Annotated in this window: 17 protein-coding genes; 15 read left to right on the top strand and 2 right to left on the bottom strand. The window is 68.0% G+C overall.

Going from position 1 to position 20,956, the window contains the following annotated elements:
• Positions 1–16 precede the first annotated feature (16 nt).
• The 14 genes from ACOGI5_RS03200 to ACOGI5_RS03135 all read left to right on the top strand — a co-directional run bounded on the left by ACOGI5_RS03200 (position 17) and on the right by ACOGI5_RS03135 (position 18,690).
• The gene (locus ACOGI5_RS03200; RefSeq protein ID WP_419863029.1) at positions 17–2,566 is read left to right on the top strand and encodes an ABC transporter permease; all 2,550 of its coding nucleotides are present in this window, start codon (positions 17–19) and stop codon (positions 2,564–2,566) included.
• Positions 2,567–2,616: 50 nt separating this feature from the next.
• Positions 2,617–6,303, top strand: a complete 3,687-nt coding sequence (locus ACOGI5_RS03195) for an adenylate/guanylate cyclase domain-containing protein (RefSeq protein ID WP_419863028.1) — start codon at positions 2,617–2,619, stop codon at positions 6,301–6,303.
• A 19-nt stretch (positions 6,304–6,322) separates the two neighbouring features.
• Positions 6,323–6,748 (top strand): cobalamin B12-binding domain-containing protein, encoded by a 426-nt coding sequence (locus ACOGI5_RS03190; RefSeq protein ID WP_419863027.1) that lies wholly within the window; start codon positions 6,323–6,325, stop codon positions 6,746–6,748.
• Positions 6,749–6,796: 48 nt separating this feature from the next.
• Entirely contained in the window at positions 6,797–7,666 is an 870-nt protein-coding gene (locus tag ACOGI5_RS03185; RefSeq protein ID WP_419863026.1) for a 3-hydroxybutyryl-CoA dehydrogenase, read from the top strand.
• Positions 7,663–8,700 (top strand): phosphotransferase family protein, encoded by a 1,038-nt coding sequence (locus ACOGI5_RS03180; RefSeq protein ID WP_419863025.1) that lies wholly within the window; start codon positions 7,663–7,665, stop codon positions 8,698–8,700. The genes ACOGI5_RS03185 and ACOGI5_RS03180 overlap by 4 nt, the downstream gene beginning before the upstream one ends.
• A complete protein-coding gene (locus ACOGI5_RS03175; protein WP_419863024.1) occupies positions 8,700–10,316 on the top strand; it encodes a S1C family serine protease in 1,617 nt (538 codons plus the stop codon). The genes ACOGI5_RS03180 and ACOGI5_RS03175 overlap by 1 nt, the downstream gene beginning before the upstream one ends.
• A gap of 343 nt (positions 10,317–10,659) precedes the next feature.
• Complete coding sequence (locus ACOGI5_RS03170; protein WP_419863023.1) at positions 10,660–11,490, top strand: enoyl-CoA hydratase-related protein; 831 nt, start codon at positions 10,660–10,662, stop codon at positions 11,488–11,490.
• 115 nt (positions 11,491–11,605) lie between these two features.
• Positions 11,606–13,300 (top strand): MFS transporter, encoded by a 1,695-nt coding sequence (locus tag ACOGI5_RS03165; protein WP_419863022.1) that lies wholly within the window; start codon positions 11,606–11,608, stop codon positions 13,298–13,300.
• Between the two features lie 202 nt (positions 13,301–13,502).
• Complete coding sequence (locus ACOGI5_RS03160) at positions 13,503–14,039, top strand: disulfide bond formation protein B (RefSeq protein ID WP_419863021.1); 537 nt, start codon at positions 13,503–13,505, stop codon at positions 14,037–14,039.
• A gap of 244 nt (positions 14,040–14,283) precedes the next feature.
• Complete coding sequence (locus ACOGI5_RS03155) at positions 14,284–15,087, top strand: DM13 domain-containing protein (RefSeq protein ID WP_419863020.1); 804 nt, start codon at positions 14,284–14,286, stop codon at positions 15,085–15,087.
• Between the two features lie 49 nt (positions 15,088–15,136).
• On the top strand, positions 15,137–16,759 hold the full coding sequence (locus ACOGI5_RS03150; RefSeq protein ID WP_419863019.1) for a 4-hydroxyphenylacetate 3-hydroxylase family protein: 1,623 nt from the start codon (positions 15,137–15,139) through the stop codon (positions 16,757–16,759).
• Entirely contained in the window at positions 16,759–17,331 is a 573-nt protein-coding gene (locus ACOGI5_RS03145) for an amino acid synthesis family protein (protein ID WP_419863018.1), read from the top strand. Before ACOGI5_RS03150 ends, ACOGI5_RS03145 begins: the two co-directional genes overlap by 1 nt.
• Positions 17,331–17,462, top strand: coding sequence for a hypothetical protein (locus tag ACOGI5_RS03140; protein ID WP_419863017.1), 132 nt, complete (start codon positions 17,331–17,333; stop codon positions 17,460–17,462). The genes ACOGI5_RS03145 and ACOGI5_RS03140 overlap by 1 nt, the downstream gene beginning before the upstream one ends.
• 43 nt (positions 17,463–17,505) lie before the next feature.
• Positions 17,506–18,690, top strand: a complete 1,185-nt coding sequence (locus ACOGI5_RS03135; RefSeq protein WP_419863016.1) for an amidohydrolase family protein — start codon at positions 17,506–17,508, stop codon at positions 18,688–18,690.
• Between the two features lie 74 nt (positions 18,691–18,764).
• Here ACOGI5_RS03135 and ACOGI5_RS03130 read toward each other — a convergent pair whose 3' ends face one another.
• Together ACOGI5_RS03130 and ACOGI5_RS03125 are read right to left on the bottom strand one after the other, a co-directional pair.
• Positions 18,765–19,124, bottom strand: coding sequence for a hypothetical protein (locus tag ACOGI5_RS03130; RefSeq protein ID WP_419863015.1), 360 nt, complete (start codon positions 19,122–19,124; stop codon positions 18,765–18,767).
• A gap of 103 nt (positions 19,125–19,227) precedes the next feature.
• Positions 19,228–20,271, bottom strand: a complete 1,044-nt coding sequence (locus ACOGI5_RS03125; RefSeq protein WP_419863014.1) for a TIGR03617 family F420-dependent LLM class oxidoreductase — start codon at positions 20,269–20,271, stop codon at positions 19,228–19,230.
• Positions 20,272–20,397: 126 nt separating this feature from the next.
• On the opposite strand from ACOGI5_RS03125, the gene ACOGI5_RS03120 reads away from it, so the two are divergent.
• Positions 20,398–20,838, top strand: a complete 441-nt coding sequence (locus ACOGI5_RS03120; RefSeq protein ID WP_419863013.1) for an SRPBCC family protein — start codon at positions 20,398–20,400, stop codon at positions 20,836–20,838.
• Positions 20,839–20,956: the final 118 nt, after the last annotated feature.

The raw sequence follows: 20,956 nt of genomic DNA, 5'->3' as shown, positions 1-20,956 counted from the left end.
ATCTCGGGGTGACGCGGTGCTGAAGCTCGCCCTCCGGAACCTTCTCGACAAGAAGATCCGCTTCGCGCTCACGACGCTGTCGGTGGTGATCGGCGTGACGTTCGTGGTGGGGACGTTCGCGCTCACCGACAGCCTGCGCTCGACGTTCGGCGATCTGGCGGAGGACATCGCCGGCGAGACCGACTTGACGGTGCGCGCCCGCCAGGAGATCGGCAACGAGACGGACCGGCCGACGATTCCGGATTCGCTGCTGGCCGATGTCGCCGCGATCGAAGGTGTGGCCGAGGTCGCCGGCACGGTGCAGGCACGCAACGTCGTCATCGTCGACGGCGAGGGCAACGCCATCAGGCCGCAGGGCCCTCCCACGCTGGGGCTCAACTACTCCTCACGGGTGTTCTTCGTCATCGAAGGCCGTGCGCCCGGTGGTCACGAGTTCGTCGTCGACGCGACCACCGCGCTCAACAACAACCTGCAGGTCGGCGAGACCTACACCGTCAACGGCCCGGTCCGCGCAGGACAATTCGAACTGGTCGGCATCTTCAACTTCGGCTCGCCCGACACCAACACCAGCCTCGGGCAGACCATGTCGGTGTTCGACAACGACACTGCGCAGGAGTTCCTGGGCTTCGGCGACCAGCTCATGGAGATTCGGGTGCTGGTCGACGGCAGGGCCGAGGTCGAGGAGGTGCGGTCAGGCATCGGTGCAGCGATCGGCGACGACTACGAGGTGATCACTCAAGAGATCGCCGCCGAGGAGCAGACGGAGCAGTTCCAGAACGTCCTGAACGTCTTCACCGCGATCCTGCTGGTGTTCGCCTTCATCGCCGTGTTCGTGTCGGCGTTCATCATCAACAACACGTTCCAGATTGTCGTGACTCAACGCGTGCGCGAGATCGGGCTGTGGCGGGCCGTCGGCGTCACGCCGAAGCAGGTGTCGCGCTCGATCGTCGTCGAGTCGGCCGTCGTGGGATTGCTCAGCACCGCGATCGGCATCGGCGTCGGCATGGCGGTGAGCATGCTCATGCGGGCGATCATCCGGGCGAGCGGCTTCGGCCTGCCGTCAGGTCCCCTCGTGCTGAGCCTGCGCACCGTGATCCTGGCAATCGTGATCGGGATGGGCGTCACGATGGTGTCGTCGATCGTGCCGGCAATGCGGGCACGCCGCATCACGCCCGTCGCCGCCCTGGCTCATGACTATCGCATCGAGCGCAGCGGGGGGCGCCGCCGGGTGGCCGTGGGCGGAACGGTCACCGCCGTCGGCGTGGTGTGTTTGGCGCTGGGCATGGCCGGGGTCGGCAGCACGACCGCCGTGCTGGCGCTGACGGGCATCGGCGCGCTGGTCACCTTCGTGGGCATCAATGTCGCCAGCCCGGCGATCGCACGGCCGGTCGTGCGAGTGCTGGGGAAGCCGATCCAGGCAGTGTTCGGGACGCCGGGCAAGCTGGCGCGCGAGAACGCGGCCCGCAACCCGCGGCGCACGGCCTCGACTGCGGGGGCGCTGATGATCGGCGTCACGCTGATGGCGACCACGGCGGTCGTCGGCGCCTCGGTGCGCAACACCGTGGCGGATGCGCTGACGGATGCCGTGAGCGCCGACTTCTTTGTGCGGAACGACCAGTCGCCCTTCGACCCCGCCAGCGGATTCCCGGCGCAGGTCGTGGACGATCTCGACGCCTTGGACATCATCGAGAGCGTCGTCGGCTACCGGGTGGCATTCAGCGGGATGTCTGTGGGCGGCCAGAGCCGCGACCTGGTCAGCGCCGATTTCGACGCGGTGGAGGATCATCTGGACGGCGGCGTGATCTCGGGGTCGATCGCCGCCGGCGACCCGCTCACCGGCGTCGCTCTTCATGTCGACCCTGCTGAGGATCTCGGCGTCGCCGTCGGGGACACGCTGGAGGCGACGTTCCCCGACAACGAGACGGTGACGCTGACGGTGGCGGCGATCTATACCGACGCTGTCATCTACGGCAACTGGCTCATCGACAACGCACTGTGGGAGCAGCACCTCAGCCGCCGTGACTACCGCTTCGGAACGGTGGTCGTCGCTCAAGCCGATCTGCTTGAGCGGGGCCAGGCCGCCATCTCGGAGGTCGTCGCCGGCTACCCGGGTGTGATCGCCGAGAACCGAGCCGAGTTCCGGGAGGCCAACGAGAGCCTGGTCGACTCGATCTTCGCGGTGATCACGGTGCTGCTGGGCCTGTCGTTCGTGATTGCCCTGGTCGGTATCACCAACACGCTGGCGCTGTCGGTGTTCGAACGGACCCGCGAGATCGGCCTGCTGCGGGCGGTGGGCATGACCCGGCGCCAGCTGCGGCGTGCCGTGCGGTGGGAGGCGGCCATCGTGGCCACGTTCGGCGGCCTGATGGGTGTGGTGGTGGGCATGATCCTCGGTGTGGCGGGCTCGCTGGCCACGCCGGACTCGTTCATCACCACCGTGGATGTGCCATTCGGAACCCTCGCCATCTACGTGGCCGCTGCGGGGCTGGCAGGCCTGCTGGCAGCTGTGCTGCCCGCTCGTCGCGCCGGCCGCATGAACATCCTGGACGCCATTGCCCACGAGTAGCTGAGTCACATCGGCGGGCCCGTTTCCGGCGCTGTTTCTAGAATGCCGCGATGACGTGCCCTGCCTGCGCTACCGAGGTCCCGCAGGGCGCACGCTTCTGCCCGACCTGCGGCAACCTGCTCGTCTCTACCGAGGAACGGCGCGTCGTCACGGTGCTGTTCGCCGACCTGGTCGGGTTCACGTCAATGAGCGAGGCTGCTGATCCCGAGGAGATCAAGCATCTCATCGACCAGTGCTTCCAGCGGCTCGTGGCCGACGTGACCGCGTTCGGGGGCACCGTCGACAAGATCATCGGCGACGCGATCCTGGCGCTGTTCGGCGCGCCGACGGCACATGAAGACGATCCTGAGCGGGCGCTGCGGGCAGCGTTCCGCATGCAGCGCTCGCTGGAGGCCTTCAACGCCGAACGCAATCTCGACCTGCGGATCCGAATCGGCATCAACACCGGCGAGGTGCTGGTGGGTGCGCTGCGAGCCGGGGGCGACTACACCGCCATGGGCGACACGGTCAATATCGCGAGCCGTCTCGAGACGCTGGCCGAGGCCGGCGAGGTGCTGGTGGGGCCGACGACTCAGGCAGCCACGGTCGGCATCGTCGACTACACGCCCCGCGGCGAGATCGGCCTGCGCGGGCGTGACGAGCCAGTGCCGGTCTTCCTGGCCAGCGGCGAGCTGGCGCCGCCCGGCCGCCACCGCAGCGCCACGATCTCGCCGCTGGTGGGGCGCGACCTGGAACATGCCCTGCTGGAGACCGCGATCGACACCGCAGTGGCCCGCAGGCGTGCGGGGCTGTGCCAGATCGTGGGCGAGGCCGGCATGGGCAAGACGCGCCTCGCCCGTGAGGCCGCGCACGGCGCCACCGACCGCCACGACGCGATGGTGCTCGAGAGCATGGCGCTGCCCTACGACGAGACCAACCCGCTGCGGTGTCTGGGAGACGCCATCGCCACCGCAGCAGGGGTGAACGCCGGCGACTCGACCGTGCAGGCCACCCGGCGTGTCTCGTCGCTGGTGGCCGACGTGCTGCGACCGACCAACGGCAACGGCGAGAGCCAGTTGGTCAACTACGAGGAGATCGACGAGATCACCGACGTGGTGCTCGCCGTGCTGGGGCGGGTGGGCAGCGGCGACCCTGCCGAGATCGAGTGGCGCGCCGAAGCCACATTCCGCTCCCTGCGCCGATTCCTGGGAGCTATGACGCGCCGCCAGCCCGTGGTACTGCTGCTGAGCGACGTGCACTGGGCGGAAGAACGGCTGCTCAGCGTGCTCGAGCAGCTGCTGGCTGCACTGGCCAACCAGCCGTTCGTGGTGATCACCACGGCCCGTTGGAACGTGGACGAGCAGCGCTGGACGGTGCCGCCGGGCCGTCACAGCACGGTGGTGCTGAACCTGGACCCGCTCAGCCGCGAGGCCACCGCCGAGCTGGCCGCCGAGCTGCTGGGCGGGGGCATTCCCGCCTACCTGGCCGATCAGCTCTACGAGCGCAGCGGCGGCAACCCGTTCTTCCTGGAGGAGATGTGCGTGCTGCTGCGGGAGTCGGGCGTGGTGGGGCCCGGCGCCCGTCCCGATCATGAGGAGCGCTCGCTGGCGGAGATGCCCGACACCCTGCGGGGACTGGTTGCCGCCCGTCTCGACACGCTGAGCTCGCCCGAGCGCCGGCTGGTGGACGCCGCATCGGTGCTGGGCGGCGGCGGCTCGACCAGCGAGCTGCTGGAGATGACGGCGGCCACGAATCCCGACACAAGTGCCGAGAACGACGCTGCCACCTTCCAGCGCCTGGTCGACAAGGACATCTTCACCAGCGAGGCAGATGTGTGGACGTTCCGCAGCGATGTGGTGCGCGACGTGGCCTACAGCATGCTGACCAAGACCGACCGTGCCGAACGGCATCTCGATGTGGCGCTGTGGCTGGCGCAGAACCGGGACGACCCCGCCAGCGACTCGGTGGGCGTGATCGCGGATCATTTCGCCTCGGCGGTGGAGCTGGGGGCCGATGCCGGGCAGCCGGCCGCAGGAAAGGCCGGCGCGGATGGCGCCGACGTCTTCGAGGGCGGCATGACCGAGGTGGCGATCGAGTGGCTGGGCCGCGCCGGCACCTGGGCCGCTGCCCGCGACAGCCACTATGCCGCCGCGCAGTTCTACCGGCGCGCCATCGAGATGCTCGGCGACGCCGACCCGCGCCTCATCGACATGTCGCTGGGCCGGGCGGCTGCACGCCTGCGGCTGGGGGAGCTGCACGGCGCCCACGCCGACGCCGAGCTGGCGCGTGCGCTCGCAACGCTGAACGGCAACCGGCTCGCGGCAGCGCACGGACTGCGGGTGCTGGGCGAGGTGGCGCTGGCCGGTGACGAGCACGCGGCCGCCGACAAGCTGCTGGCCGATGCGCTGGACCAGTTCCGCACCCTGGGCGAGGTGCGTGAGGCGGCCGAATCGCTGCGGCTGCGGGGCCTGGCTTCGCTCCGAGCCGGCGAGTATGCGCGTGCCGACCGCTACATCAATGAGGCCAACGGCACCTTTGCGCACCTGGGCGACGAGAGCGGCGTGGCCTGGTGCCTGCAGAATCTGGCGTGGCTGTCGTTCGAGCAGGGCTTGATCGACGAGGCCGGCAATCGCATCACCACCGCCATCGAACGGTTCGGGGATCTGGGCGACACGGTCGGCCTGGCGACGGCTGAGGGGCTGCTCGCATTCCTGCGCTTCCATGCGGGCGATCGTGACGAGGCCGAGGAGCTGGCGACGTCGGTGCATGCGATTGCCCACGAGCGGGGCGAGCGATTCACCGAGGCCATGATGGACCTGCTGCTGGGGTCGCTCGGCCTGTGGTCGGGCCGGGCTGCAGACGCTGTGGAGCGGGCGAAGGCTGCCGAGCAGGTCTTCCGCGACGTGCACAGCGATTTCGGCGAGGTGCAGGCGATGGGGCTACTGGGCCGGGCCTACGCGGCTGTCGGCGAGCTGCAGCGCAGCCGGGCGATGCTGGCTGAATGCCTGCAGCGGGCCAGCGACATGCCGGGCCAGCCGCTGGAGGGGTTCGCCCGGGCCGTGCGGGCCGGTGCCGCGGTGCAGATGGGCCAGCCCGAGATGGTCAGCGAGGATCTGGCGCGAGCGGGCTGGGAGCAGTCCGCCGATCATCGGCCGCGCGAGCCGGGACGGGGTCCTGACCAGACCGCGGTGATCGGCCAGCGTGATCTTGACGTCTCGCTGGGGCTTGCGCTGGCGCAGCTCGGCCAGGCGGAGGACGCCATCGCTGCGCTCGAGGCTGTGCCCACTGCCGACTTGCCGTCGACCTACCTGCATTCGTGTCTCGCGATCGCCTATGCCACCGCCGGGCGCACGGTTGACGCCCTCGAGCAGTCCCGCTTCGCCATGGCCAGCGGCACCGGCACCTACGTCGACGTGCGCAACGCTTTGGTGGCACGGGCGCTGGCGCACGCCCGCGATGCCGATCTGCCGGCGATGGAGGCGGCGTTCGAGCAGGTGATGATCCTCACCGACGCCACCGACAGCCGGCTCAGCCAGACCGTGGTGCGGCTGGCCCGTGCCATCGGGCATGAGTGCTTCGATGCGCCCGACACTGCTGCGCTGCGGTCGGAGGCGGAGGTGGGAATCGCGCAGCTCGGGGCGCGCCCGAGCGGCTGGGAGACGGCGTTCCGGCTTGCCGCCGGATTGGAGGCCGCGGCGCCGGTCATCACCGGTCCGCTGCCCGAGGCCATCCCGTTCCCCGGACTCATGGATCAATAGCCCGCACGGCAGACCTGCCGTGCACGCCGGTAATCTCGCCGGCGTGTCTCGGGTGCTGATTGCGAAGCTCGGTCTCGACGGGCATGACCGCGGGGTCAAGGTGGTGGCCCGCATGCTGCGCGATGCCGGCTTCGAGGTCATCTACACCGGCCTGTTCCAGACTCCCGAGAGCGTGGTGGCCGCAGCGGTCGACGAGGACGTGGACGCCATTGGCATCTCGATGCTGTCGGGGGCGCACGAGGCGTTGATGCCGCTCGTGACCCAGCGCCTGCGCGAGGCCGGCGCCGAGAACATCCCGGTCATCCTGGGCGGCATCGTGCCCGACGGCGACCTCGAGGCAATGCGCGAGGCGGGCATGGCAGCCGTGCTGACGCCAGGCGCGACCGCCGATGAGGTGGTGGCCGCCGTGAGCGACGCCATCGAGCGCTCCCAACAGACTGCTTGAGCCGGCTCGCCGGGTACCCGGTGCACGCAGACGGGTAGATTGCCCTGCGTGTTGAGCAACGGGTCTATTGAACGAGTCGGGGTGGTCGGCTGCGGCCTGATGGGGTCTGGCATCGCCGAAGTGGCTGCCCGCAGCGGGTGCGACGTCAAGGTCGTCGAGGTCGACGAGGGGGCGCTCGCAGCCGGCATGGCCCGCATCGAGAAGAGCCTGAACCGGGCCGTGAACGCCGGCAAGCTCGACGACGCCGGTCGGGAGGCGGCGCTGGGCGCCATGTCGTTCGGACTCGATCTTGACGATCTGGCCGATCGGGAGTTCGTGATCGAGGCGATCGTGGAGGCCGAGGCGGCCAAGCTCGACGTGTTCGGCCGGCTGTCGAAGGTGCTCGACGATCCCGACGCCGTGATGGCCTCCAACACGTCGGCCATCCCGATCATGAAGCTGGCGATGGCCACCGACAGACCGGCTCAAGTCATCGGCATGCACTTCTTCAATCCCGTGCCGGTGATGGGGCTGGTGGAGGTCATCTCGTCGCTGCTGACGGCAGAGGAAACGGCGCAGCGCTGCCGGTCCTTCGCATCGGACCGGCTCGGCAAGCGTGTGGTCGACTCGCAGGATCGGGCGGGGTTCGTGGTGAACGCCCTGCTGATCCCCTACATCCTGTCGGCCATCAGGATGCTCGAATCGGGCTTCGCATCGACCGAGGACATCGACGCCGGCATGGTGCTGGGCTGCAACCACCCGATGGGGCCGCTGGCCCTGTGCGACCTGATCGGCCTCGACACCACCCTTGCGGTAGCCGAGTCGCTGTATGAGGAGTTCCGCGAGCAGCTCTACGCCCCGCCGCCGATGCTCAGCCGCATGTGCGACGCCGGGCTGCTCGGGCGCAAGACCGGCCGGGGCTTCTACACCTACGGATGAATCCGGCTGACGACGAGGTACCCGCTGGTATCCACGCCCAGGCGGTCAGCGAGTGGTTCGCCGCCTATGTGCCGCAGGCTGCGGGGCCGCTGCGCTTTGAGCTGATCGCGGGTGGGCACTCGAACCTGACGTACCGGGTGCACTGCGGCGACGGCTCCTCGGTGGTGCTGCGGCGGCCGCCCCTGGGTCATGTGCTGGCCACGGCGCACGACATGGGCCGTGAGCACAAGATCATCTCCGGCGTGGGACAGACCGATGTGCCGGTGCCCCGGGCGATCGCGCTGTGCGCCGACGAGACGGTGAACGAGGCGCCGTTCTACGTCATGAGCTACGAGGCGGGCGCGGTGCTGCATTCGGCCGACGAATCGGCGCTGGTGCCTGACAGCGAACGTGTGCCGTTGAGCCGGCGGGTGGCCGATGTGCTGGCCGAGCTTCATGCGATCGAGCCCGACGACGTGGGCCTGGGCGACCTCGGACGGCGGGAGGACTACCTGGGCCGGCAGCTGCGTCGCTGGAAACGACAGTGGGAGCAGTCCAAGACCCGTGAGCTGCCGATCATGGACGACATTGCCGCCGAGCTGGAGGCCCGCAAGCCCGAGCAGATCGGCTCCGCGATCGTTCATGGCGACTACCGGCTGGGGAACATGATCTCCGGGGGCGGCGACATCGTGGCGGTGCTCGACTGGGAGCTGTGCACGCTCGGCGATCCGATGGCCGACGTGGGCTACCTGATGAACAACTGGGTGTCGCCCGATGAGCTGTCGGCGGGCAGCTCGGCGCCCACGCAGGCGGGCGGGTTCGCGTCTCGCAGCGAGATGCTGGACACCTATGCCGACGCGTCGGGGCGTGACCTGTCGCAGGTCGACTACTACCGCGCGTTCTCGTACTGGCGTCTGGCTGCTATATCGGAGGGCGTGCTCAACCGGTACCTGCGCGGGGCGATGGCGGACGCCGAGGACACCGACACTGATCAGTTCCGTGAGAACGTCGATTTCCTGTCGACAAGCGCAGCCGAACGCCTCGCCGTTCGCTGATGGCTGAGACGGATCGTCCTCCCGTCGAGCCGGAAGAACACGCCACAGCTTCTCCCGTCGTCGAATTGCACGAGCTGTCGGCGGCAGCGCCTGAATCAAGCCAGGCTGGCGGCCTGGTGCCCGAACTGCCCACTGCGCAGCCCGGAGCGCAGCTCCCGGCGGAGCTCGCCGGCGCTCCGCCGCAGCGGCGGGGCTGTCTGCTGATCGGGCTGGCTGCGGTGATCGGAGCGGCGGCGGGCGCGGTCGTCGCCGGGTTGATCCTGGTCATCGTGCTCAGCGGTGATGACGGTGGGCCATTGCGCGGTGACGGTGTTGCCGATTCGGGCGCTGTGCTGCCATCGGGCGATGATCTCGGACCTGCAGCGGTGCCGGCTGAAGTGACGCCGCCCGAGGGGTCAACGGGGGACTCAGACTTCTGGAGCCAGGTGCTCGCCGACTCTGACCTATTCAGCGGCATCACCTCTGGCGAATCGGGTACCCAGTCGGGCGACGGGGAGCTCGACCTCTCTCCGGGCGTCCTCGCCGACGTTTGGGCACGGATGCTCACCGGCGAGTCGGACGAGCCGGGGGCGCCTCTGGGCAGCCGCATCGAGGGCATCAACGTCAAGGCGGTCCTCGAGGAAGTCCAAGAATCCGTGGTGATCGTGAAGACTCCGACCGAGGAGAGTCCGGATGGCGGAGGCTCGGGATTCGTCGTGGCGTCTGATGGCCACATCGTCACCAACGAACATGTCGTCCGGGATGCCGAATTGGTTCAGGTTCGGCTGTTCGGCGGAGAACTCCTGCCCGCCGAAGTCGTTGCCAGCGACCCCACGCGTGATCTCGCTGTGCTGAAAATCGACCGTGCAGGACTACAGGCAGTCCGTCTCGGCTCCAGCGAGGGTGTAGAAGTTGGCGACGAAGTGATTGCCATCGGCAACGCCTTCGGCATCGACGGTGAGCCCACGGTCACGGCGGGCATCGTCTCGGGCCTGAATCGTCACATTGACTTTCCGGACCGCCGACGGTTGGTACGGCTCATACAGACCGATGCTGCGATCAATCCAGGCAATTCCGGCGGGCCGCTGGTAAACGCTGCTGGCGAGGTCATCGGTGTGAATACGGCGATCCGCAGCGGCTTCGCGGAGGGCATTGGGTACGCGATCTCGATTGATCATGCCCGCCCGATCATCGACCAACTGCTCGAAGGTGTCGTACAAGCCAAGGCGTACCTCGGCGTGCGGATCGCGTCGGTTAGCGAACTGCTGGCTGCGCAGGAGCAGGCTGAGGCTGAGGAGCCGGATCCGCTGGACGAATTGGGTGACGGCAGGCCTGAGACGGTCGAGCCGGGAAGCGACACTGGCACCGTCGAGCTCGACGACATCGATGTGCCGCCGGAAGTCACTTCCGGGGCGTATGTGGTCTCCGTGGAAGCCGGACACGCGGCCCAGCGAGCGGGAATCGTCCCCGGCGACGTCATCGTGTCTTTCGAGGGTGTGCCTATCCGAACCAGGGACGAACTGGTGCTGGAGATCTTGGCGCGGGTACCGGGCGATCTGGTGTCCATGGGCGTGATCGGCCTCGACGGCAGAGTACGCACGGTGGAACTGGTCTTGGGCTCGTTCCCCAACGAGTAGCGAGCACGAAGCCCTTCTGGAGCAAACCATGACGCGCACATCACGCTTGGGCGCAACAGGTGTTGAGGTCAGGGCATTCGACTGCCGCAGACGGGTGTAGATACACACATATGTGGTCATGCATCTACACATGCTTCAGTGTGCCGGTTTGGGAAGTGGTTGATGGCGTGCTAGTTGGCTTGGGCAACGCAATGCACTGCGTGAAGTCCTGTATCTGGGTTCCGCCGGCTGATCCAGGCATCATCTCAATCTGACGACCGAGCGCACGTGGCTTGGTCAGGCGCTGGCGGCGCGTTCCGCGTTCATTTGCGATACTTCATGACCCAAGCCAAAGGAGCAGGTCATGGCAGATCGCATTCTCGACACTGGAACTGACGACATCTCCGTCGAGGTGACCGACGGCGTGATGACGATCACGCTGAACCGCCCCGACCGCCGCAACGCGATGTCCACGCCGATGATGGACGGCCTGGTCGCGGCGCTGGCCGATGCCGAGACGGCCACCGACGTGGGGGCGTTGGTGCTGACGGGTGCCGGCGGCGCGTTCTGCGCCGGCGGCGATGTGAAGGGCATGGCTGCGGCCGGCGGTGAGGGCGGCGGCAGCCCGCTGCAGTACGACGCCCGGGTGCACAACCAGCGCCGAAGCCAGCGCGATACCTCGGGGAAGCTGTACGAGATGCCCAAGCCGACCATTGCGGCGCTGCCAGGTGCGGCTGCGGGTGCGGGCCTGTCGCTGGCGCTGGCGTGCGACCTGCGATATGCGGCGCCCAATGCGATCATGACCACGGCGTTCGCCCGGGTCGGGTTCAGCGGCGACTACGGCGGCACGTGGTTCATGTCGCGGCTGATCGGCTCGGCCAAGGCGCGTGAGCTGTACTTCCTGTCCGACCGGGTCGATATGGATCAAGCGGTGTCGCTGGGCCTGGTGAACGGAGTGTTCCCCGCGGAGAGCCTCATGGACGAGGTGGGTGCCATTGCCCAGCGGCTGGCCAATGGACCCACGGTGGCCTACCGGTACATGAAGGAGAACCTGAACCGGGCGGTTCACGGCGACATGGGCGAGTGCCTCGACATGGAGGCCGCGCACCACATCCATACCGGTCAGACCGACGACCACAAGGAAGCGGCGCAGGCGTTCGTGGACAAGCGGGAGCCGGTCTTCCACGGTCGTTGATCAGCCTGCCGTTCCCCCTCATCGCTGTGCCTGGCGGCAGTGCCGTTCGCCGGTTCTCTAACCGATATTCGATTCCTGTCATCCGCCGGAAGCGCCGGCTCGTAGCCTTGACCTGATGCGCAGTGAGGTCGACCCAGGTGAGGTTGACCTGGCACGAGTGCCGCCGGTGCCGCCGGTCGAAACGGCTCAGGCGCCGAGCCAAAGCGAGCCTGCGCGTGTCATCCCGCCTGCAGATGCAGCCCGTCCGGGAGCCTCGGTTGCGACGGGTACGCCGGTCATCGAGCGTGTGAATGCCCAGCGCAACGGTTCCGCGCCGACCCTCGCGCCTGCTCCCCCGACGATTTCACGAGCGGCCGAGTCGGGCCTCGCCGAACCGCCCGCGCCGTCGCCTCGTGCAGATCGTCTGGTTCCTCCGGCGAGTCCGCGCACTCGGGAGGCGGTGTCAGGGCGGGCCTGGCGGGCGCTCACGGTGGCGTCACTGGGCACCGTGCTGGTGGGCTTCAACAGCACCGCCACCAACATTGCCTTGGACTCGATCCGGCAGAGCTTCGCCGGGGCCACGGCTGCGGACGTGGGGTGGGGCATCGCCGGGTACATGATCGGCACGGCAGCCTTCCTGCCGCTCGCCGGTCGCCTGGCCGACCGCATCGGCCGCAAGCGAATCTTCCAGACAGGCCTCGCCTTGTTCGCCCTGTCCGCCGTTGCCTCGGCGTTCGCTCCCACCGTTTGGACGCTGAACCTGGCCAGGGTGATGCAGGCGATCGGCGGGGCTGCGATCCTGCCCGCCTCATTGAGTCTTGTCCTGCCGCTTTTCCCCGCGTCGCGCCGAACGAGCGCCGTGGGGCTGTGGTCAGCCGCCGGGCCGCTCGCCGCAGGCATCGCGCCGGGTCTGTCCGCACTGCTGCTGGGTACCGTGGGTTGGCGATTCCTCTACTTCGTGAGCGCGCCGGTGGCGGCGCTGATGTTCTTCGTGGCGTGGCGCCTGCTCACCGAGTTGCCGCCCCCAGCGACATCGAATCGACTGGATGTCACCGGCGCGGCTGCGGGCACCATCGGCCTTGCTGCGCTGGTTGCGGCGATCATGCAGGGAACCCGCGAATGGGGATGGTCATCACCGGTCACGCTCGTCGTAATGGCGGTGGGAGCGGGTGCATTCGCCTGGTTCGTCGCCAATTCGCTGCGCCATCCCGAGCCACTGCTCAACCTGCACCTGTTGCGAGGGCGCGGTGTGTGGGTGACGCAGCTCGCCAACTTCCTGGTGGGCGTGTCGTCGCAGTCGATCTGGCTCATCTGGCCGCTGTTCATGTTCAACTTCTGGGGCTATTCGGAGTTTCAGGTCGGATTCGGCGTCACCATCGGACCCATCGTCGCCGGTGCATCCACGGTGTTCTTCAGCCGGCTGGGGGAGCGCTGGAACGCCATTGCCCTGTGCCGTACCGGTGCGGCCATCCAGGTCATTGCCATCGGGTGGCAGGTGGTGCGGCTGGGCACCGAGGCTGACTATTTCGCCGAGATGATGCCCACGATTGCGCTGTTCGGCTTGGGCTGGGGGATGTGCGTGCCGCTGCTGAACAGCGTGGCGCTGGCGTGGGTCGACGACTCGTACTTCGGCGAGATCAGCGGGCTGTTCAACACGTTGCGCTATGCGGCGTCGGCGATCGGCATAGCGGGTCTGTTCGCCTTGCTGAAAGAGGAAGCCGGCTCGATCATCTACTACCAGCGCGGGCTGGCGTTCTTCTTGGTGTTCTCGATCATCGCGTTCGTGTCGCTGTGGATTCCGATCGGCCGGCCCGACCGGTCCCATGGCTGACATGGGTGGCCGAGTGCTGCTGGCGACTGTGACGTAATCCAGCGTCTCGCTTCAGGTCTCGTGCTTGGCTCGAATGCGCGTCATTCCTCAGGAACTGTTGACGACCCGCGCGGGCGACGAGTGAGCCGAGCCAGAGTCTTGATTCTCGGCGTTGATGCGGGGCGGGTGGGTCTGGCACGCTGATCCCCTGACTCTTGATCAGATGCTCCGGTTGTTCGCCATTGCGGCGCTCGTGTGCAACGCCGCGACGCTCGGTCTGGCGGCGGCGGCCCTTCGGCGCCGCGGGCGTCCTCGGCGGGGCGGGCTCACGAGCGGGCCCGGGCCGGCGGGCGTCGGCGCCCGGACGGTCGTGGGGGCTGCTGCGCTGCTGGCGACTGCGGCCACGCTGGGTTCGCTGTACCTGTCTGAGATCGCCCACCTGGAGCCGTGCCGCTGGTGCTGGTTCCAGCGCATCGCCATGTACCCGCTGGCGCTGGTGCTGATTGTCGGGCTGCTGTTCCGGGACCGCACCGTGTACCGCTACGGGCTGCCGATGTGCGTAGCGGGCGCTGCGATGTCGACGTGGCACTACCTGCTGCAGCACTTTCCCGATCTTGAAGGCGCTGCGACGTGCAGCATCACCAGCCCGTGCACAGTGCGGTACGCGTGGGAGTTCGGGTTCGTGTCGATCCCGTACATGGCCGGCAGCGTGTTCGTGCTCGTGGGTGCACTGCTGACCTTGGCGTGGCGCCGCTCTTGACACGTCCTCCGCATTGCACCGCCCTCTCTCGTACTTCGCGGGAACGCCGCCGTTGGCTCCTCCCGATCCTCGGCCGTCTCTCCTGCCTCGCAGGCCAGCCGCCGTTGGCTCCTCCCGGTCCTCGGCCTTCTCTCTCGGCTCGCGGGCCAGCCATCCTTCCCCCTACAGCATCACGTCCCTGACCATGAGAGGACTTGTGAGGCTTCTACGGTTGAGGCATGAAATGCGAGGGAGGGGCTGAGCGATGAGACGGCTGCTGGGCAAGTTGATTCCCCGATCCACCGGCGGGCGCTGGGTGCTCGGCACAGGACTCGCCGCTGTGGTGGGGGTCGGCATCTACCTGGTCTTCTTCGTCTTTGCGTTCCACCTGATCTTTGTGGACGAGGTGGTCGACGAGGAAGGTCCCGAGTTCGCTGTCGAGGCCGATATCGATGCGCTGATCAGCGAAGCGCTCGACACCGCCGGCACGGAGGCGGCGTCGGGCGCGGCCGATGCGGCCGATGCGGGCGAGCCCGGCGAGTCCGGCGACGCAGAAGCCGAGCCGATCCCCGACGAGTCGATGACGGTGTCCGAGCATCCTGACGACGATGAGACGGCTGCTGACGAGCCCGCAGCAGACGCGCCCGAAGCGGACGAGCCCGCGGCGACTGCGCCGGCCACGACGGCGGCCCCCCCGCCGACTACCACTGAGGCTGAACCGGCCGTCCGGGTTGCCTATGTGGGGAGCTTCGGACCGCGGTCGCACCCTGCCGAGGGCACGGCGGTGGTGCTCACCGACGGCGCGCAGACGTTCCTGCGGTTCGACGACGATTTCGCCACCGACAACGGCCCCGACCTGAACGTGTACCTGCACACTGCGGGTCCCGACGCATCGGTCGGCGACCTCGTGGGCGACTTCATCGACTTAGGCGACCTGAAGGGCAACATCGGGGCGCAGAACTACGTGATTCCCGCCGACATCGATCTGGACCGCTACAGCACCGTGTCGGTCTGGTGCGTCCGCTTCCGCGTGGTCTTCGGCACCGCCGAGCTGGTGCCCATGAACTGACCTCGTCCCGGCCGCCCCCAGCAGCGGGCGCACCTCTTAGTGTTCTGGCATGGAGGTGAAGGACGGGCGGGCGCATCTGGCCGCGCTTGATACTGACCGGCAGGTGTACCTCGATGGGGAGCTGATCAAGCGGGTCGCGGAGCATCCGGCGTTCGCGCAGAGCTGCCGGGCGATCGCCGGCCTGTACGACTTCCAGGCTTCGCATCAGGAACTGATGACGTTCGACATCGGCGACGGGCGGCGGGCCAACCGGGCCTGGCACATGCCACGGTCGTACGAGGACCTGGTGGCCAAGCGTGTTGCCATGACTGCTTGGGCCGAGCTCCATGCCGGCTACATGGGCCGCTCGCCGGATCATCTGGCCTGCGCCGTGTCGGGCCAGCTCATGAACCTCGAGCTGTTCGAAGAGCACAACCCCCGCTGCGCCAAGGCCTACTGGGACTACTACGAGTGGGCCCGGGCCAATGACATCTTTCTGACCTACGTGATCATCAACCCCCAGGGCGACCGGTCGCGGGCGTGGGGCGACCAGCCGAAGCAGATCACCACTCACATCGTGGACGAGGGACCCGACGGGCCGACGGTGCGCGGGGCGAAGATGCTGGGCACCAGCTCGATCATGGCTGAGGAGATCCTGGTCGCCAACATCCAGCCGCTGCAGGAGGGTGAGGATCATCTGGCGATCTCGTTCGCTGTGCCGCTCGACACGCCCGGCGTCAAGGTCGTGTCACGCAAGAGCTTCGAGCAGCATGCAGTCAGCCCGTTCGACAACCCGCTGTCGCACCGATTCGACGAGAACGACGCCATCATCTACTTCGACGACGTGACCGTGCCGTGGGAGCGGGTCTTCGTGTACCGCAATGTCGACATGTGCCGGCGCCAGTTCCACGAGACGCCCGGGCACGTGTACCAGAACTACCAAGCGCAGGTGCGGCTGGTGGTCAAGCTGCGGTTCCTGCTGGCAGTGGCCCGGCGGCTCACCGAGACGATCGGGACATCCGGCATGCCGGCAATTCAGGCGAAGCTCGGCGAGCTGGCCGCCCGCGTGGCTGCGGTGGAGGGCCTGATGTTCGGCATGGAGGCGAGCGGGCAGCAGTTCGGCGAGTACTTGATGCCGAACCGGCACCTGCTGTACTCCGCGCAGGTCACGACGCAGGCCCTGTACCCGCAGCTGATCACCGAGATCCGGGAGCTGGCCGGGGGCGGGCTGATCATGCTGCCGTCGTCGTCGGCCGACCTGTCGAGTCCTGAAGTGGCTGCCGTGCTCGACGACACGCTGGTCTCGGCCCGGGACGGCGAGGGCGCGTACGAGCGGATGAAATTCCTGAAGCTGGCGTGGGACGCCATCGGCTCGGAGTTCGCCAGCCGCCACACGCAGTACGAGATGTTCTATGCCGGCGCCCAGTTCGTGACTCAGGGCCACAGCTTCCGCACCTACGACTGGGAGGGCGCCGACCGGCTTGTCTCGTCGATGTTGGCGGGCATCGACGCCGACTGGAGCGGTGCCCGTCAGGTCGCTGAGGGCCAAGTTGGTGTCCTTCGCGAGAATGCCGGCCCCGACAGCGCTGGAGGGGAAGGCGCCGGTCGGCACGGTGCCGGAGCGGAAGGCGGCAGCCAGCATCGCGCTGGGCGCGAGGACGTCGGGCAGGGCAACGCCGACAGGGAGACCTGATGGAGATCCGCAAGATGATGACGTTCGTCGAGGACACCCGCAGCGAGGCGGGGGTCGACGTCGGTCCGGTACTGCGCAAGGTGGCGGTGGTGGCGGTCGTGAAGAACGACTATGCGGGCCGCCATGTTCAGGATCTGTCGCCGTACTACGAGGCGAGCGTCGAGCTCGGCGAGGAGATCGCGGCGCTGGCGGTGGAGCAGATGAAGCCGTACACGGTCATGAGCTACGGCAAGGCGGCCATCGTGGGGCTCGACGGCGAACAGGAGCACGGCGTTGCGCTGCTCACCACGCCGTACGGCAACGTGCTGCGCGAGGCGGCGGGCGGCGGTTCGGCTTGGATCTCCTCGGCCACCAAGCGGGCGCAGCCCGGGGCGTCCATCGACATCCCGCTGGCGTACAAGGATGCGTTGTATGTGCGTTCGCACTACGACGCCATGAGCATCACCCTCCACGACGCGCCGCTGGCCGACGAGATCGCCGTGATCTGCTGTTTCGCCAACCGCGGCCGCCCGCACCACCGCGTCGGCGGCCTGAGCATCGCGGAGGCAGTCGGCGAGGACGGTTTGACCTGATGCGCGTGACGGTCAACATCGGCCCTGTGCTGGCTGTCGAGCTGACGGCGAGTTGCTCCGACGATCGCCGCCATCGTCATGTCGGCCGGTTGAGCATCGATGATGCGGTGGGCGAGGACGGGCTGACCTGATGCGTGCTGGTCGGATGTCGGCTGAGTCGAGGGGGCTGACCTGATGCATGTCGCGATCATCAACATCGGCAGTCTGTTGAGCGGCGACTGGCGCGAGCCCTTCATCGATGCCAACACCGTGGTGACCGACGGTGGGTTGATCTCGTGGGTCGGCACATCCGGCGGCGTGGCCGGCGAGTTCGACTATTGCGATGTGGTGATCGATGCGGCCGGGGCCACCGTGGCGCCCGGCTTGATCGACTCGCACGTGCATGTGGCGTTCGGCGACTTCACGCCACGGCAGAACACGGTGGGCTACCTCGAGAGCTACCTGCATGGCGGCACCACGACGGCGCTGTCGGCGGGCGAGGTGCATATCCCGGGCCGGCCGCACGACCTGGCCGGCGTGAAGGCCCTCGCGATTGCTGCTCACAAGTGCTACGAGAACTTCCGGCCCGGCGGCATGAGGGTTCATGCGGGCTCACTGCTGCTCGAGCCGGGACTGGAGCCCGACGACTTCGCCGCTGTGCGGGCCGAGGGCGTGTGGCTCTGCAAAGCCGGCTTCGGCGACGTGGAGGGCGCCAAGGACTATGTCGAGCTCGTCGCCATGGCCAAAGAGGCCGGCCTCATGACCACATTGCACACCGGCGGCTGCTCCATCCCCGGCACGTTCCCCGTGACCGGCGAGGACGTGCTGGACATCAACCCCGACATCTCGTTCCACATCAACGGCGGCCCGGTCGCCATCGAGGACCGCTACTACGACGTGATCGCCCAGACGCAGATCGGCATGCAGGTGTGCGCCGCAGGCAACCTGCGCACCGGCATCCTCGCCGCCGAGGCCGCGCACCGCCATGACGCCTTCGATCGCTTGCTGATCGGCACCGACACCCCCACCGGCAGCGGCATCATGCCGCTGGGGATGCTCTACACGATCGTCCACATGGCGGCCGTCAGCGACCTAGATGTCGTTGACCTGATCGGCGCCGCTACCGGCAACGTGGCCCGGATGTTCGGCCTGAACAACGGCATGATCTCTGCCGGCCGTGACGCCGACCTGATCGTGATCGATGCCCCGCTCGGCGGCACCAAGGACACCGCCCTCGACGCTATGAAGAACGGCGACATGGTCGCGGTGGGCGCCGTGGTCACCAACGGCGTGCCCCGCTTCGTCGGCCGCAGCCGCAACACGCCGCCCACGACCCGCCCGATCACGGTGAGCCGCTCGTCAGTCCTGCAGCAATTCTGACCTCGGCCCGCCCCCGCAGCCATCCCAACCTCCCGCCACGGCGGCTCAAGATCGCGGACTCGCCGGCAGCTGGTTCAGGCCGCTTTCATGAAGCGCACGTTGAGGTGCAGGTAGGCGTTCGGGTTGGGGTGCTTGGCCCAGACGTCCTGCCACTCCTGACTGCCGAGCGTGGACCGGAAGCCCTCCTCGCGGGCGGCCCGGCTGGCCCACCGGATGATCCAGCACACGTTGGGCTGGCCGTGCGGTGACACCTGCGGGTCTGACCCTGCCACCTCGGGCTCGTGACCGTCATCAACCCAGAAGTCGATGACGTCGAGGTTCTCCCGCAGCCACGGCGCCGCGTGCTCGGCGGCCCACTCCTTGTAGGCCTCGAACCACTCCGGATCGATGGTGTAGTCGCGGACTTCCACGATGGCTTCTGATGCGTCTGCCATAGGCGCTCCTTTCGTTGCCGCAGGACAAGCTGCCTGCGGGCCTGCGAGGGCAGTCTTGCAGGGGCCTGTGACACGAGCAGGAGCTGCCGTCTCAGCACCCGGTTCAGCCGCCGCCGGTCTCAGCCCCGTCGGTGGGGATGGCCTGGATGTCCTGGATCACGTCGGGCGGAAGATCCGCCCCGATGTCCATGGCGACCGACGCATTGACCTCGTCGACCAGCCCGTCGAAGTGCTCGGCGATGGCGCCCGCGATCTGGTCATGGCGTCCCACGGCGGCGAACAGCTGCACCACATCGTCGTCGACGCAGCCGGCCATCTGGCCCCAGCCGTCGTTGCGGGAGAGGTGGTTCAGCTTCTCGCCCAGATCGCCGAGGTCGTGCTGCTCGAGCACCGGCCAGTACGCCCGGGTGCTGCCGTAGAAGCCGATCCGGTAGCGCACCCACTCGACCATGCGGTCGACGGTCTCGTCGTCGGGGCCGGTGCAGATGAACCCGCCGCCGGTCACCCAGAAGTCGCTGCGGCTGCGCCCGGCCCGGTCGAGCCCGGTCTGGAGCTGCGGCATGACCTCACGCCTCAAGTAATCGGGCGTGCAGAAGCCGTGCAGGCGAACCCCGTCGCAGTGCTGGCCGGCCACTCGCAGCATCGCGGGCCCGACCGCGGCGATCATGATCGGCGGCGTCGGGCCGTCGAGCGGTTCAGGCGTGAAGTTGGGCGTCATCAGCGAGAACTGATAGTGCTCGCCCTCGTAGCTCAGCCGCTCGCCCGTCGACCATGTGTGCCAGATGGCCCGGATCGCCTGCACGTACTCGGCCATGCGGGGCGCCGGCGCCGACCACGGCACGCTGAAACGGCGCTCGTTGTGCCCCTTGACCTGGCTGCCGATGCCCAGCACGAACCGACCGCCAGAGGCCGCCTGCAGGTCCCACGCGGTCGAGGCAGTCACCATCGGGCTGCGGGGGAAGCTGATGGCCACGCTGGTGGCCAGCCTCACCCGCTCGCTGTTGACCGCCGCTATCGCCAGCGGGATGAACGGCTCGTGGCGGTTCTCCATGGTGACGACGCTGTCGTAGCCGTCGGCCTCGATCCGCCGCACCTCGTCGGGCACGGCTGGCAGGTTGTGCTGGGGCAGTGTCGCGCTGACGTGCATGGCGTCCTCCGGTTCGCTGGGGCTCCATGTTGCCGTCGGGCCACGCCTCACGCTCGTGGCCGTGCACTGGCGAAACAATTGCCAGTCCGAACGACAATAGATGAGCTCGCCGCTAGGGTTGCGCTTGTGACCGAGACAACCTCCACGTTGGCGATCCCGGTTGCGGCGGCCGACGTGTGGGATGCGCTGGCGGACTTCGGGGAAATCGTCGGCTGGGCTCCCAACGTCGACCACTCGTGCCTCATGAGCAGCCAGACCTCTGGGGTCGGCACAGCGCGGCGCATCCAGGCCGGGCGCAGGACGCTGGTGGAGCGGGTGGTCGAGTGGCAGCCCGGCGAACGGCTCGGCTATGTCATCGAAGGGCTGCCGGTAGTCCGGTCGCTGCGGAGCACCTGGCATCTCGACGAGCGGGGTCCCCGCACAGTGGTGTCGCTCACTACCGCCGTCGACGCGGGATCACGCCCGCCGCAGAAGCTGGCCGCGAAGGCGCTGGCCCGCCGGCTCTCGAAGGTGTCCGACCAGATGCTGGAGGGCCTTGATCTCCATGTACGAGGGTCCACTCCGTGAAGCCGCGATGTCGGCGTTCATATGCCCTGCCGACGCCGGGCCTGAGCTTGGACGAAAGGCTTTCTTCGTGACCGATCTGCTTGGTCGTCGGAATGTACGGGTCATACTGAGATGTGAC

The sequence above is a fragment of the Candidatus Poriferisodalis sp. genome, from assembly GCF_965208925.1.
GTDB lineage: Bacteria > Actinomycetota > Acidimicrobiia > Acidimicrobiales > Poriferisodalaceae > Poriferisodalis.
Note: the sequence above shows the minus strand (reverse complement) of the source record. Positions and strands in the feature narration are given on the sequence as shown.

Coding starts and splice junctions, on each gene's coding strand:
- ACOGI5_RS03195 (WP_419863028.1), top strand. CDS start 2,617: ATGACGTGCCCTGCCTGCGCTACCGAGGTCCCGCAGGGCGCACGCTTC.
- ACOGI5_RS03180 (WP_419863025.1), top strand. CDS start 7,663: ATGAATCCGGCTGACGACGAGGTACCCGCTGGTATCCACGCCCAGGCG.
- ACOGI5_RS03175 (WP_419863024.1), top strand. CDS start 8,700: ATGGCTGAGACGGATCGTCCTCCCGTCGAGCCGGAAGAACACGCCACA.
- ACOGI5_RS03170 (WP_419863023.1), top strand. CDS start 10,660: ATGGCAGATCGCATTCTCGACACTGGAACTGACGACATCTCCGTCGAG.
- ACOGI5_RS03165 (WP_419863022.1), top strand. CDS start 11,606: ATGCGCAGTGAGGTCGACCCAGGTGAGGTTGACCTGGCACGAGTGCCG.
- ACOGI5_RS03160 (WP_419863021.1), top strand. CDS start 13,503: ATGCTCCGGTTGTTCGCCATTGCGGCGCTCGTGTGCAACGCCGCGACG.
- ACOGI5_RS03155 (WP_419863020.1), top strand. CDS start 14,284: ATGAGACGGCTGCTGGGCAAGTTGATTCCCCGATCCACCGGCGGGCGC.
- ACOGI5_RS03150 (WP_419863019.1), top strand. CDS start 15,137: ATGGAGGTGAAGGACGGGCGGGCGCATCTGGCCGCGCTTGATACTGAC.
- ACOGI5_RS03145 (WP_419863018.1), top strand. CDS start 16,759: ATGGAGATCCGCAAGATGATGACGTTCGTCGAGGACACCCGCAGCGAG.
- ACOGI5_RS03140 (WP_419863017.1), top strand. CDS start 17,331: ATGCGCGTGACGGTCAACATCGGCCCTGTGCTGGCTGTCGAGCTGACG.
- ACOGI5_RS03135 (WP_419863016.1), top strand. CDS start 17,506: ATGCATGTCGCGATCATCAACATCGGCAGTCTGTTGAGCGGCGACTGG.
- ACOGI5_RS03130 (WP_419863015.1), bottom strand. CDS start 19,124: ATGGCAGACGCATCAGAAGCCATCGTGGAAGTCCGCGACTACACCATC.
- ACOGI5_RS03125 (WP_419863014.1), bottom strand. CDS start 20,271: ATGCACGTCAGCGCGACACTGCCCCAGCACAACCTGCCAGCCGTGCCC.